Origin of the sequence: Bradyrhizobium sp. IC3123 (assembly GCF_020193625.1) — a bacterium.
GTDB classification, from domain to species: Bacteria; Pseudomonadota; Alphaproteobacteria; order Rhizobiales; family Xanthobacteraceae; genus Bradyrhizobium; species Bradyrhizobium yuanmingense.
The window spans coordinates 1-11,874 of record NZ_JADYVF010000030.1 but is presented as its reverse complement, the minus strand read 5'-3'; the positions used below and the strand labels follow the sequence as shown (position 1 = coordinate 11,874).

General features: G+C 59.9%; 11 protein-coding genes and 1 pseudogene. 5 read left to right on the top strand and 7 right to left on the bottom strand.

What is annotated here, in order from left to right:
• The first annotated feature begins 128 nt into the window (after positions 1-128).
• Both I6F20_RS37280 and I6F20_RS37275 read left to right on the top strand, forming a co-directional pair.
• Positions 129-326: a hypothetical protein gene (locus tag I6F20_RS37280; RefSeq protein ID WP_225131491.1), complete on the top strand. Its 198-nt coding sequence runs from the start codon at positions 129-131 to the stop codon at positions 324-326.
• Positions 323-1,264 (top strand): transposase, encoded by a 942-nt coding sequence (locus tag I6F20_RS37275; protein ID WP_225131489.1) that lies wholly within the window; start codon positions 323-325, stop codon positions 1,262-1,264. Before I6F20_RS37280 ends, I6F20_RS37275 begins: the two co-directional genes overlap by 4 nt.
• 219 nt (positions 1,265-1,483) lie before the next feature.
• On the opposite strand, the gene I6F20_RS37270 is transcribed toward I6F20_RS37275, so the two are convergent.
• Together I6F20_RS37270 and I6F20_RS37265 are read right to left on the bottom strand one after the other, a co-directional pair.
• Positions 1,484-1,801: a hypothetical protein gene (locus tag I6F20_RS37270; protein ID WP_061877864.1), complete on the bottom strand. Its 318-nt coding sequence runs from the start codon at positions 1,799-1,801 to the stop codon at positions 1,484-1,486.
• Between the two features lie 338 nt (positions 1,802-2,139).
• Positions 2,140-3,738 (bottom strand): oleate hydratase, encoded by a 1,599-nt coding sequence (locus tag I6F20_RS37265; protein ID WP_225131487.1) that lies wholly within the window; start codon positions 3,736-3,738, stop codon positions 2,140-2,142.
• Between the two features lie 3 nt (positions 3,739-3,741).
• On the opposite strand from I6F20_RS37265, the gene I6F20_RS38625 reads away from it, so the two are divergent.
• A complete protein-coding gene (locus tag I6F20_RS38625; protein WP_225131477.1) occupies positions 3,742-4,020 on the top strand; it encodes a transposase in 279 nt (92 codons plus the stop codon).
• A gap of 440 nt (positions 4,021-4,460) precedes the next feature.
• On the opposite strand, the gene I6F20_RS37255 is transcribed toward I6F20_RS38625, so the two are convergent.
• The 3 genes from I6F20_RS37255 to I6F20_RS37245 form a co-directional block, all read right to left on the bottom strand.
• On the bottom strand, positions 4,461-7,571 hold the full coding sequence (locus I6F20_RS37255; protein WP_225131475.1) for a multidrug efflux RND transporter permease subunit: 3,111 nt from the start codon (positions 7,569-7,571) through the stop codon (positions 4,461-4,463).
• 10 nt (positions 7,572-7,581) lie between these two features.
• Positions 7,582-8,433 (bottom strand): efflux RND transporter periplasmic adaptor subunit, encoded by an 852-nt coding sequence (locus tag I6F20_RS37250; protein WP_225131472.1) that lies wholly within the window; start codon positions 8,431-8,433, stop codon positions 7,582-7,584.
• A gap of 316 nt (positions 8,434-8,749) precedes the next feature.
• Positions 8,750-9,520, bottom strand: a complete 771-nt coding sequence (locus I6F20_RS37245; RefSeq protein WP_225131470.1) for a GGDEF domain-containing protein — start codon at positions 9,518-9,520, stop codon at positions 8,750-8,752.
• A 25-nt stretch (positions 9,521-9,545) separates the two neighbouring features.
• Here I6F20_RS37245 and I6F20_RS37240 point away from each other — a divergent pair.
• Positions 9,546-10,093 (top strand): annotated as a pseudogene (locus I6F20_RS37240) (ISNCY family transposase); the annotation flags it as partial.
• 234 nt (positions 10,094-10,327) lie between these two features.
• Here I6F20_RS37240 and tnpB read toward each other — a convergent pair.
• Positions 10,328-10,630: an IS66 family insertion sequence element accessory protein TnpB gene (gene tnpB, locus I6F20_RS38305; protein WP_225131468.1), complete on the bottom strand. Its 303-nt coding sequence runs from the start codon at positions 10,628-10,630 to the stop codon at positions 10,328-10,330.
• Positions 10,606-10,905: a transposase gene (locus tag I6F20_RS38620; protein WP_225131466.1), complete on the bottom strand. Its 300-nt coding sequence runs from the start codon at positions 10,903-10,905 to the stop codon at positions 10,606-10,608. The genes tnpB and I6F20_RS38620 overlap by 25 nt, the downstream gene beginning before the upstream one ends.
• Before the next feature lie 602 nt (positions 10,906-11,507).
• On the opposite strand from I6F20_RS38620, the gene I6F20_RS37220 reads away from it, so the two are divergent.
• Positions 11,508-11,874, top strand: a 367-nt coding sequence (locus tag I6F20_RS37220; RefSeq protein WP_225131465.1) for a hypothetical protein, incomplete at its 3' end; no start/stop codon positions are given.

The following is an 11,874-nucleotide window of genomic DNA, read 5'->3' as shown; positions in this document are numbered from 1 at the left end:
GGTTTGGACTCTGATCCTGCAATCCGAGTCCGAGGGGCCTGCCCTCATCTCTTGCGCAGCAAGGCTGCTCGGAAGATGGTCTACATACTCAACCTCCTTCTTCGCGCCGTCATGGCGCACATACCACCGTGCAGCCGAAGGCGATCACCTTCCCGACCGATGCCAAGCTGCTGCACGCGGCGATCAAGGGGCTCAACCGCCTGGCCAGGAAGCACGGGATCAAGGAGCTATGGCGGAATCTGGGTGATGACGGTGTGAGGAAAGGCGGCGTATCGAGGCGGGTGACGAGCCTGCCAGAACCTCTTGAGGAGAGCGATACGCCATGACCGAGACTACCAATGTTCTTGCTTTCCGTCAGCCGTCCGTGGTTGATGATCCACTGACCGATATCGTTCGAGCCGGCGCGCGGGACCTGCTTGCTAGGGCGATCGAGGTCGAGGTTGGCGCGTTTCTGGCCAGCACGGCCAATCTGACGCTGCCCGATGGTCGAGCGCGCCTGGTCCGACATGGGCACGGTCCGGTACGCGAGATTGCGACCGGCATCGGTCCGGTGGAGGTCGCTCGTCCCAAGGTCCGCGACCGCGGAGCGAGCGGGCCAGGCGACCGCCTCCGCTTCAGTTCGGCAATCCTGCCGCTATGGGCGCGGCGGACGAAGAGCCTGGATGCCTTGATCCCGGTCCTCTATTTGCGCGGCATCTCGACCGGCGGCTTCCAGGACGCGCTCTCGGCGCTGCTCGGCAAGGATGCGCCGAACCTGTCGCCTTCGGTGATCGCCGGCCTGAAGGCCGATTGGCAGGTCGAGTACGAACGCTGGCAGAGACGCGATCTGTCGGCGCGTCGCTATGTCTACATCTGGGCCGATGGCGTGTACCTGCAGGCCCGCATGGAAGATCACAGCGAATGCATGCTGGTGCTGATTGGTACCACGCCCAAGACGACTCTGCGCATGTTAGCTGCCACGATCAAGGCGCGATGGATTTGCGAACAGGCCCATCAGCAGTTGAAAGAGGAACTCGGGCTTGATCACTTCGAGGGACGATCCTGGCAGGGCCTTCATCGTCATGCGCTCATGACCATGATCGCTTACGCATTCCTCCAGCATTGCCGTCTCGCAGAAGCGGGGCGGAAAAAAAAGAATCAACGGTCCACCGCCTCAGCCGAGCCTGCCGGCCGTACGCCAAGCCATCGTCGATCGCATCGTTCAACCGCGACCTCAGCGATGCCCCCACTGCAGAAGACAAATCGGCGAAAAGCAGCGGCGTGAATAAATCTGCCAAAGTAGTGCTAGGTCTGTACTCAATAAAGGATTCCATCTGGGATTAGACTGTGATTGAAGCTTCTCAGCGGGGGGCGCTTGAATGGTATTAGCTCTAAGCAGAGCGCAGTTCGACATCGTTGAGCAGGGCCTGCACGGACAGGAATCGAAACACCTCGCAGACCGTGGGCATTGGGGCGCGCTCGCGCCGTTAGGTCGTGTCTCGCTTTAGGAAGGCCCGCAGCCGGCCGATGACTTCAGCGGTTCGCTGACCGTCACGGCGGATGTGGTCAAGGGCGCCCCCGATCTCGCCGAGGTCGGATGCCAGATTCTGTATATCTGCTGGGCCGGCTCGGTATTGATCAGAATGTCGGCGAGCGGCTGGTTCAGCTCGTGTGCGGGTGAAACGGACATCTCTCCCGCGGTCGCGCGGCGGTTCATGTGGGCGAGCTCCGACATGCGCTGGCGCGCCTCGACCTCGTCCACGAAGAGCAACCGGCGCTCGCGCAGCAGAACGGCTCTCATCAGCCCCTGCACCAGCACCACGCCCGCCTCCAGTCCGGTCCCAGGACGGGCGAGATGAGGCTCTCGCTGTAGATCAGCGCGTGACCCTTGCCTGGTCACGGAGCCCGCCCGCAGACACTCGCGTGGCGACATGGTCCTGCTCGGCGAACGAGTCTCGCCGAGGGCGACCTCGCCCTTATCTCTATCACCGACGCAGGTCACGGCGTCCTATGCATGGGCATAGGCCTCTCCATCGCGCATACCATCGTCGAAGCGCATGGCGGCCGCATCGGGGCCGAAAACGTCCCGTCAGGGGCGCCGTCTTTCACGTCAGACTGCCGCTTGCAGTCGCGCGATCGCGACGCCGTCCCGGGAATGCGTCACCCGAAAGCCTTCTTCAGCGTCGCGAAGATCACCGCGAGCGACTTGTCGTAACGGGTCACCGGCGGCACCGGGCGATCGACCTTCATCAACTGATAGACCGCCATCTGCGCCGCGCGCACCGAATATTCGACAGTGAAGACGACGTCATGGGGGATCTCGACGAACTGGCTGACGAAGGCGAGGTTGACCGAATTCTTCGGCACCGGCATCGGCCGGTCGGCCAGATTGCGCGGCATGAACATGCTGGTGATGTAGGGCATGCGGCAGGGAATGCAGGTCGCGGTCTCCAACATTTCGCGATCGAAGTTGAGGTGCCCGCATAGCTCGTTCAGGATGTCGGCGCCGCCGCTCTCGGACATTGGTTTGGCCACGAAATTGCCGACGCGATCGGGGTGCAGCGCATAGCCCCAGAACACCTGCACGTCCTTCGGCTGCCCAGCGAAATGCGGCTGATGATACAGCACCACCGACATCAGCCAGTTCGAATCCCTGAACGTGACGAGCCCGCCGGTGCCGGCCCTGTTGCCGGAGAACGCCTCCATCTTGTCGAAGAAGCGGGGATCTCTGCAGGTAACGGTGAACGACAGCCAGTAGGATTCGGGGATTGAGGTGTTGAACGCGGACGGATTGCCGAATTCGGGACGTCCCTTCGCGATCCTCTCCCACAGCGCCCAGCCCTGGCTATCCTTCTTGGTCAGGTGCGGCGCCGGATCCGTCATGGTGCCGAGGCTCGAGGCGTCCGTCATTGAGCCGTTCTGGAAGAACACGAGGTCGTCGTCCTCGAGGCGCACATTGGCGGTGCGGCCGTCGCGGTCGAGCATGAGCTGGCGGACGCGCATGCGCCCGCCCTCGTCCTCGAGCATCATGTCGATGACAGCCGTGCCGAGCACGAACTGCACGCCCTGCTGCTTCAGCCAGTCGGCAAGCGGCCGCACGATCGCGTCGTACTGATTGTAGACCGTGCGTTTGACGCCGGCGAGGGTCTCGATCCGCGGGAACTCGTTCATGAAGCGGTGCAGATAGCGCTTCAGCTCGAGGGCGCTATGCCAGGGCTGGAAGGCGAAGGTGGTCTGCCACATGTACCAGAAATTCGACTCGAAGAAGTTCGGCGACAGCCAGTCGGTGATGCGGCTGTTGCCGAGCGTCTCCTCTGAGGCCTCGGTGAGCCGCAGCAGCTCGAGTCGGTCGCGCGCCGAGAAGCCCATATGAGTCACATCGATCTTGAAGCGGTTGCGGTCGACCAGCCGCGCCTGCGAAAGCGCCGGATTCTCCAGATTGAACGCGATCGTCTCCTCGCGCACGCTGAGGCCGGGATGTTCGAGCGACGGAATGCTCGACAGCAGGTCCCAGGTGCATTCGTAGTGATCGGTGGTGAGCATGCGCCCGCCGCGCAGCGAATAAGCGCGGTTCGCAAGCAGCGCGCCGTCGAGGCTGCCGCCGACCAGCGGCTGTGGCTCGTAGATCACGATATCGCGCCCCGACACCTGCGCGTCGCGAACGAGGAATGCCGCGCCCGCGAGCGATCCGATGCCAGCTCCGATGAAATACGCCTTCATAACTTGCCTCGATTGCAATTCGACATTCTGAAGCGACATAGCATGGCCGGACGCATTCAAGGTTGCGCTGGATCAAGCGCGGTGAGGACTGGCTCAGCCACGCGGAATGGCGGCGGATTGAGCCGTTGTTGCCGGCGAGGGCGCAAGGGAGCGCATCGGGTCGATGATCGATGCGTGATCAACTGCAGTGTCCACTTGCTAGAAGCAGGTTCGCGCTGGCGTGATTGCCCGGAAGTCTACGGTCCTTACACAACGATCTACAACGGCGTCAGTCGCTGGAGCCGAGCGGGGATTGGACGAACGTTTTTACGCTCTGACTGAATCAAGCGGCGTGTCCGGCTCGATCTCGGTGGATTCCAGCTAAATCAAAGCCCATGGCCCCCGCGGCCGGCCCAAAAAGGAGGATCTTCAACAATGCGATCGGCCGCTCGCGCGGCGAACAACCACCAAAATCCAAGCGTTGATCGACAATATTGGGCGCCCCGCTTCTTTCTTGATTACTCGTGGCAACACCCACGTAGCCCGCGTCGTCGACTGATCGAGCCTACGACGTTAGAAGCTTGCGCGACGAGTTGGCCGCGACGCTCGGTCATGGCGTATCGCTCTTTTTGAGAGGTTCTGTGGTATCCGGCATCCGCCTCGATACGCTGCCCATCTCAAGCCGTCATCACCTACTTTACTGCATAGCTCTGCTCGAAAGTGCTATATAAGACGAGTGTCTCAATCTAGAAAGCGGTTTCGGGGCCTGCTGGAAGGCGTAGCTAGTGGGCTCGCATGGCTGCGCGTTCTTTGCCACGCCCGAAATATCTCATGACTACGACGTAGAAGACCGGCACAAAGAACACAGCAAGGACCGTTGCTGAGATCATCCCACCGAATACGCCGGTCCCGATCGCGCGCTGGGTTTCGGCGCTGGCGCCACGGGCAAGCATCAGCGGGACCACACCGAGTGCAAAGGCCAGCGAGGTCATCAGAATCGGCCGCAATCGACGTCCGGCTGCTTCGACGGCGGCCTTCATTGGGCAATGCCCCTGAATGCGAAGATGCTGGGCGAACTCAACGATGAGGATCGCGTTCTTGGCTGAAAGTCCGGCAATGGTTATTAGACCGATTTTGAAAAAGACGTCATTCTCGAGCCCACGAAGATGGACTGCAAGAACAGAACCGATGATTCCAAGCGGTACGACAAGCATCACCGAGAACGGTATTGACCAACTCTCGTAAAGCGCAGCTAGCACCAGAAAGGTGACCAGCATGGAGAGAGCAAGCAGGAAGGGAGCCTGCGAGGCGGATTGCTTTTCCTGCAGCGACTGCCCAGTCCATTCAACCGCGAAACCTGCCGGCAATTGTGACGCTAGTCCTTCCATTTCCAGCATCGCGTCGCCACTGGATATCCCGCGTGCAGGCCTGCCTGCAATGCGTGCAGCCGGATAGCCGTTATAACGGACGAACTGGAGGGGGCTAGTTTCCCAGATTGGCGTGACGAGCTCTGAGAGGGACACCATGGCGCCTGCATTGTTGCTGACATACAACCTAAGCACGTCGTCAACCTGCATTCGGGTCGCAGCATCGGCTTGCACGATCACCTGTTGCATGCGTCCAGCATTTGGAAAATCATTGACATAAGTTGACCCGATGGCAGCCGTGAGGGTATCACTGACCGCGATGAACGATACACCCAGCGCTTCAACCTTCTGTCGATCGATCTGCAGCTTCACGTTCGGCGCGCTTGGCAGGCCTTCAACATGGACGTTTCCCACGAGTTTGCTTTGAGCCGCAAGCTGCAACAACTGGGCTTGTGCTGCCATCAATGCAGCAACGCCGCGATTGGCTCTATCCTCTAAACGCAAGGAAAACTCGGAAGTGGTCCCTAGTGATTCGATGGCAGGCGGCTTCAAACTCATGATCAGCCCTTCCGGTGCGCTGACCATGGCTGCCGTCGCGCTGTCAATCTCGTCGTCGATCGTCCCGCTCCGTACGCTCCAATCCTTGAGTGTCGTGAACGAGGTCGCGGTGTTCGGCCCAGAGCCGGAAAATCCGTAACCGATTAGCGAGAGGTTGCCCGCAATGTCTGGGCGTGACCCCACATGTTGGTCATACCGATTCACAATTTCGATGGTGCGCCCTGCCGTCGCGTCGGCGGGCAGGACGAAGGTCGTCAAAAAACTACCTTGATCCTCTTCGGGCACAAACGATGTCGGCAAACGCATATACGCAGCCGCGAGAACAACGCCGATGACGGCATAGAGCACCATCATCCGGCCGGTCCTCGTGACCATTTTAGCAACCCATCCGACATAGGCGTTGGTCAACCGGTAAAGGGTACGATTGAACGAGCAGAAGAAGCCTCGTTTTTCATGATGGCCGCCCTCGATTGGACTAAGTAGCGTTGCGCATAGTACTGGTGTCAATGTGAGGGCAAGAACAGCTGAAAAGAGGATCGAGACCGTCATCGATAATGTAAACTGCCGATAGATCTCGCCGACCGACCCGCTCGTGAGCCCCATCGGAACGAACACTGCTGACAGAGCGAGCGTGATACCGATGACCGCACCTGTGATCTGGTTCATGGCTTTCTGCGTAGCAGCTTTGGACGTCAGCCCCTCCGTGGCCATGATGCGTTCTACATTCTCGACTACAACGATAGCGTCATCGACAATGATACCGATTGCCAATACCATACCGAACATCGTGAACACGTTGATCGAAAAGCCGGCCATCCACATCACCGCGAAGGTGCCTAATAGTGAGATCGGGACGGTGATGGCCGGGACCAGTGTGTATCGGACATCCTGAAGAAACAGCAACATGACGAGGAAAACGAGGATCATCGCCTCGAATAGGGTCTGAAGAACATTCTTGATCGAGATCTTCACGAAAGGTGCGGTCTCGAAAGCTACGGCGTAACTCATTTCGTTCGGCATGGCCGGCGCGAGCTCGGCGAGACGGGCCTGGACGGCGGCGGTCGTCCGGATCGCATTTGCGCCCGGCGTCAATTGAATCCCGGCAGCCGTCGCCGGTTTGCCGTTCTCGCGGATTGCAAAAGTGTAAGTTTGTGCACCCAGCTCCACGCGCGCGACATCGGCCAGCACGAGCTTTGAGCCGTCCGGCTCTGAACGGAGCAATATGGCCGCAAATTCTTCTGGCGTTTGCAATTGTCCTTGAACTGTGAGTGGGATGCTCACCTTCTGCCCGGGCACGGTTGGTTCCGAACCGACGCGTCCCGGCGCGATCTGCGCGTTCTGAGCCCGAATTGCTGCTATGATATCAGTTAATGATAGCGAATAAGACAAGAGCTTGGTTGGATCAACCCAAATGCGCATTGCGCGTTCCGAGCCAAAAGCCTGCACGCGACCGACGCCTTCAACACGCTTTATTTCAGGAGCAAGGATTCGCAACAGGTAGTCGCCAAGGGCGAGTTCGTCACATTGGCCATTGTTGCAACTGAGCGTCACAATCATGATAAACCCGGTGGAAGCCGATTCCACAGTAACGCCGATTCTGCGCACCGGCTCAGGAAGACGCGCTTCGACACTCTTCAAGCGATTCTGGATATCCACCTTCGCCATTTCGAGATCGGTGCCGGGCTTAAACGTAGCGGTGATGCTCGCCTCGCCCGACGTATCGGCGGTTGATTCGAAATAGAGCAGGTTCTTGACGCTCGACAGCTCTCTTTCAATCAGACTGAGAACGCTGTCGTTGATCGCCTGAGGTGTGGCTCCTGTATGCATTGCATAGATGCTGACTGTCGGCGGCGCGATGTTTGGAGCGCGAGAGACAGGCAGTTGCGGGATTGCCAAGCCCCCCAAGAGAACGACAAATATAGCGATTACCCATGCGAAGACGGGCCGCTCGATAAAGAACTGAGGCATAGCTCTTCTCTCAATGCTCGGCTTGCACGGCGGCGTGCTTGAATGGCTGCGAGTGCACCGTGGCCCCATCCCGCACGCGCTCCTGCCCCTGCACCACGACAACGTCGCCGGCTTTTAACCCCGAAGTAACAATGTAGCGGCCATCCACAACCTCACCCACATCGATGGGGCGTCGGGCCGCTTGCTTGTTGTGGTCGACGATGATGAGTTGCGCTCGGCCCGCCAAATCCCGGATGACGGCTTCCTGCGGCACTAGCAATGCGCTATGCCGCACCACGCGGGGTAAGCGGGCGCGGACATACATTCCTGGAAGCAAGAAGCGCCCCAAATTCTGCATCTCGACGCGCACGGTGATATTGCCCGTGCCGGGATCGACGTTGACGTCCGCGAACAGCGCGCGCCCGGTGACCGGATAAGGCTTTCCGCTCGTGGCGCTAATCTCAACGGGCACCTTAGACAGATAATCAAGCTGCCTAGATTGAACAGACTCGCGGATCGCGTCGATCTGCACAGCAGGTCGGCGAATATCAACGTAGACCCGGTCGATCTGCTGGACGATCGCGAGAGCCTTGGCTCCGTTAGCCGAGACAAGTGCGCCCTCAGTAACAAGCGCCGGGCCGATCTGCCCAGAGATCGGGGCCCTTACTGTTGTGAAAGCCAAATCGAGCCTGCGGCGCTGGAGCATCGCCCGTGCCTCGGCAACATTCGCCTTCGCCTGAGCAAGATTGGCGATCGCATCATCATATGCATGACGGCTGATCGCATTGCTCGTCACCAGCTGTCTTGCACGCTCGAACTTACTTTCAAAGCGCACCAGACTGGATTCAGCTCGCTGAAGCACTGCGGCCGCGCTGTCGACCACTCATCTGGCACGAAACGATGACCTTGATCTCGCTAGGTCTGACAGGCGGATTGTCCAACTTACAGCTGGTTCGAGCGCCGACAATTCAGTCGGGCTGCGGCGATCGCCGCCCGCCGAGGATCGGGGCCATTAAAGGCGGGCGGCCGGGTTGGGTCGTTCAGAAGAAGCAAAAGGCACCTACCAGGTTGGTGACGCGCCTGATCGACGTGGATCATGACCGAATAGTTGTTAATAGAGGCGGCTTTGGCTCGGAGAACAGCGAGAACGGGCGTCCGGGTCAAGAGCACCGGAGACGGAGTGAACGATGAACGATATCCTAGGCGACAACCACACGGTTGCGGCCCTCAAATTTTGCGCGATAGAGTCGCTGGTCGGCGACGTTCACGAACCCGTCGAGCGTGTCTCCATCACGCCTGAACTCCGACACTCCAACGCTGATGGTGACGCCGACCGACGGTTCGGCTCCGACGTCGAATGCAGTGCGTTCGATGGCCGATCGAAGGCGCTCGGCGACCGCGCCAGCCGCGTCGAGCGTCGCCCCCGGTAGCAGTACCATGAATTCTTCACCGCCCACGCGCGCGACAGATTCGTAAGGCCGGATTGCCTCCAGACACTTTCGCACGAATACGCGCAGGACCTCATCGCCGACGCTGTGACCACGTGAGTCGTTTGTATCCTTGAAATGGTCTAGATCGAGGGACAGCAGAGACAAGGGCGCCCCGGTCCTCTTGGCTCGTGCGATCTCCGCGCCGATATGCTCGATAAAGTGGCGCCGGTTCCCGGCACCGGTTAGTGGATCAGTGGCGGCGAGCCGCTCCAGCCGTTGATTGCTCAATTTCACTTGCTGAAGTGCCTTTTGAGTGTCGGCCATCGATTTGGCCAGGCGGGCGGTCATTTCTTCCTGGCTATAGATGGTGGCGAACGATTGCGTTGTTCGGAAAGCCTGGACGACGCCATAGCTGAGCAAAAAAAATCCGCCAGCAAAGATTGCGTGAGCCAGCCACCACATATGATTCCACGGCGCGGCCAAAATGAATGCGAGCGACGATAGCGCAAACCATGCGACAGAAACGCCGAAAACAAGCATGAGCGGCGAGTGAATCCGTCGCACTCGTGTACGCAAGACATACCGCGCGTCAGCAACGCCTCACCAACACCTGGCAGCAGACGCCCGCACGCCTGATGCTGTCCGCCATCATCTCAAGAAATCTATGCCGTTCTCGATCCGGTCGCGTTGTTGCGCGACATTCGCGACGGGCAGGAACGCCTCGCGGCCCTCGCGGATACCCAACCAATCGGCAGCCCTGCTGCGGCATCGCACTCGATCGATCGTTTCCTGGCAAGTCTACGCACAGCTTGGAAGGACGGAGCCATGCGACCAACGGATCGGCTACTCGTGAAGGCGAGAAGAGGCCGGCGTCGTCCCGACCCGCTCATCCGGGCAACGCCAGATTTGCGAAAATGGTTTGAAGCCGAGCCTTGGCGGAGTGGCAGCGAACTGCTCTCGCGCCTGCAGGTGGAGTATCCTGGAGCCTATCCGGATCAAGCTTCGAACCCTTCAACATCGGCGGAAATCCTGGCGCAGCGAGCAAGCGAATGCGCTCTGTTCGCTTCAAGTGAGAAAATGCCGCCAGGGTATGAGGTGACAACGCCCCAATGACGTGCGAGGTGCCTGCGGAGGGAGGCCGGACGCTCCGAAACCCCGCCATCTCCGCACCCGGCCTCCTCCTCAACTCAGGCCAGGAGCAAAATAAATGAGGCAACCAATCGCGCCCGGGAGCATCGATATGTGAGGCAATACGCGCGTTCTCATCCCGATTGTCGCGCTATAACCGGCAACCGATGGCTAGATGAGCTTCCCTCTCTCGAGTATTTTTGTGAACAAGCAGGCTCCCTAGCCATCGTTCCAGATCGCCTTCACAAGGTCGCTGCGGCGACCGCGGAAGACGAACAGATGACCGCTGAGCGGGTCTTTGTGCAGCACCTCCTGCGCTTGGAGTGCCCGCGACGGAAAGCTTCTGCGCATATCCGTGTAGCCTGTCGCGAGCCACATTCGCACATTCCCCGTATAGCAATCATCGGCATCCAAGCAATCGAGGACCTGCGCCAGCGCCTTCGGATCGACGTGCGCATCCCCCCAGATGCACCATCGGTTGCCGAGATCGATCTCTATCAATCCAGTACGCGCGGCTGCCACGGAGCGAACTCCGCCCTCAACCGCAGGCAAAAGCTTCGGAGTTTCCTCAGCCGATCCGCCAGGGCGGCGATCTGCACCGGCGTAAAAGATGGTACAACTTGTTCCGACGTCCGTGCTTGTCGATGCCAAGTAAACACCAGGCTGGCCGCTACTCCGTTGCGACGCGCAACCTCAGTCACCTTCGCGCCCGGCGCTAACGTCTCGACAATCCGCGCCTTGTTGTCCTGCGACCAGCGCCGCCGCCGCTTCCGCCCGCCCAAAACCTCGACCCGCATCGCCTGACGACCTTAAAGCTAGACTTAAGGTCACACGCTTCGCGAATTACCATCCGTCACGCAAGACGGCCCCCTTCGGATGCGTACCTCTCGAAATCCGGCCTGACTTCAGCTCCCCTGTTGCCGCCCCGAGGGGCTGACATCACACAAGCGAATATCGTCTGGCGAGCGATCGGCGCTCAGAGCGATGTGATCACCGCAATGGCAGTGGACTAGAATGCGGCGCAATCCCATCTCGCGCATCAACGTGATCTTGAACGGCCCGCCATCGGCTTCAGTGCGCGCGCGGTGACGAACCGCGGCTCGATCGCGAGCGCTGGCCGCCGGAGGCGGGCATGCCGTGATTAGAGCGCCATCGTAAGTACCTCGCAATTATCTATCCCTAACCGAGCGAATAAGCCTACGAGATAAGGTAGTTGAAGTATTGCTGTTTGCACGGCACCTTCCAGCCTGGATCCAGCGCTCAGGCGATTGTCACCTTACCAACCCAGTGGTGAGCTGAACCGGGGACACGAGCTCGCCCCCGGGGAACCCAGAGTGCGACTCCGAACAGACCACACTCGCCAACCAATCTGCGTCAGTAACTAACGGAGAATTACCCAATGGATTATGAAACGCTTGTGGATCTATCGCAGGACTTGCTGGTCATCACGGCGAGATTCCAGGAGCAGCTCGAGGATGTGGCAGACCAGATCGACCTCACGACGCGCTCTGGCGCACGAGTGTCGAGATCGCGGGCGAGGCGCGCATTGCGCGACGAGAACCTGTCCCGTGCTCGTCTCGATCGTGCAGCTCGCTCAGGGTTGCGGGCCGTTCGCGTAGCGCGCTCTCTGCGCGACGAAGAGTTGCGGGCCGAGCTCGCAGATCGTGCGGCGCGCTCGTTGCGGGATGAGGAACTGCGGGCCGATCGTGCAGCGCGCTCCCTGCGCGACGAGGAGTTGCGGGCCGAGCTCGCAGATCGTGCGGCGC